The following is a 1,853-nucleotide window of genomic DNA, read 5'->3' as shown; positions in this document are numbered from 1 at the left end:
GCTATTAATAATAAGGTTGGTCGAAGTACCAATAAGCGTTAATGTGCCGCCAAATATCGCCGCGTAAGAAAGTGGAATCAGTAGCTTAGAAGGCGCGTGCTGTTGATTGCGTTTAATCGCACCAATCAAAGACACAACAACGGCCGTATTGTTGGTAAAGGAAGACAGTAAGGCGGTCGATAACCCAAGCTTGGCGATCACACTGCCTAAATGACCTTCTGAAATACTACGGCTCACCCAACTGATCAGTAACGTTTTTTCTAATGCACAAGAAGCGAGAATCAGCAGGACCAAAGTTAACAATGATGAGTTGGTAAAGTTCGCAGCAATGGTCGTGGAATCCATCATTCCCGCCATGAAAGCAATAAAGGCTGCACCAGCAAAAACGTAGCTCGGCTTAATCTTAGTCACAAGCAAACAAGTGATAATGCCAAGCAAAATCGCTAATACAAATCCTTGTTCCCACATAGCCTTTCCTTACCAAACAGCCCGAAACGAGCGAAACAAACCGCAACACAACGACAGTGTGTAGAGCGATAAAACAAGTAACCAGAGCAAAGCAAAGCGAAAAAGAGTGCCAGAATGCTCAGATTTTCTTGGGCTTCACTGAACATTCCGGTTTTAGAGGCAGCCTAACCGCATTTCGCACTCGGTTAGGCTGTGAACCTAGACACTGATTAACGTCCCTAGGCTTACTGCCATTACTTCTTGAGTAACTGGCTTAGGTCTTTAGCTTCCCAATGCGGGAAGTGTTTGCGAACTAGGGCGTTCAACTCAAGTTCAAAGGCAGATACATCAGCTAAACCGCGTTCAAGCTCTGTTAAGCTTTCTTTCACCATGCCAGCGCCAACGGTCACATTAGTTAGGCGATCGATGATGATGAAACCACCGGTATCTGCGCAGTCTTGGTAATTGTCCAAAGCTACTGATTCATTGAGCGACCACTCACACAAACCAATGCCATTTAGAGGCAGTTCCGCAGCACCATGTGTCGACAAGTTATTGATGTCGTACTGGTGACGAATCGACTCTACGTGACCAACGGTCTTCTTACCTGCAATCTTGATGTCGTAATCGCGACCAGGTTGCAACGGCTGCTCAGTCATCCACACCACATCGGCAAGCAAATGGTTGGTGGTTTGCACTTGCGCGTTCTCAAGCACGATCAAATCACCACGGCTGATGTCAATTTCATCATTCAGAGTCAGCGTAACGGCTAGACCAGCTTGCGCTTCTTCAATGTCGCCATCGAAGGTCACAATGCGAGCTACAGTCGACGTTTTACCTGACGGTAATGCTTTGATGGCATCACCGACTTTCACAGAGCCAGACGACACCGTGCCCGCAAAGCCACGGAAATCAAGGTTAGGACGATTCACGTACTGAACAGGGAAACGGAATTCACCCGCACCTTTTTCGTAGTCCACATCCACCGTTTCTAGCAACTCAAGCAATGATGGACCTTCAAACCAGTTCAGGTTCTGTCCTTTATCCACTACGTTGTCGCCTTCCAGCGCTGAAATCGGGATAATTTGAATATCAATATCGCCAGTTAGATTTTCAGAAAACTTCAGGTATTCATCACGAATTTCTTCGAAGCGCGCTTGTGAGTAATCCACCAAATCCATCTTGTTGATTGCGACAACAAAATGTTTCAAGCCCAATAGGTTTGAAATGAAAGAGTGACGACGCGTCTGATCCAAAATGCCTTTACGGGCATCGACCAAGATCACCGCTAAATCACACGTCGATGCGCCTGTCGCCATGTTACGTGTGTACTGCTCATGTCCTGGGGTATCAGCAATGATGAACTTACGCTTCTGCGTCGAGAAGTAACGGTAAGCAACATCGAT

At 46.6% G+C, this 1,853-nt stretch carries 2 protein-coding genes; both read right to left on the bottom strand.

What is annotated here, in order from left to right:
* A partial coding sequence (locus R8269_RS23685; protein ID WP_318222712.1) for an SLC13 family permease occupies nt 1–468 on the bottom strand: 468 nt, incomplete at its 3' end.
* A gap of 233 nt (nt 469–701) precedes the next feature.
* The coding region (gene cysN / locus R8269_RS23680; protein WP_318222711.1) for a sulfate adenylyltransferase subunit CysN at nt 702–1,853 on the bottom strand (1,152 nt) is incomplete at its 5' end.

It is taken from the genome of Vibrio sp. Vb0667 (assembly GCF_033391095.1).
The sequence above is the reverse complement of the archived record's forward strand: the minus strand, read 5'-3'. Positions and strand labels throughout refer to the sequence as shown.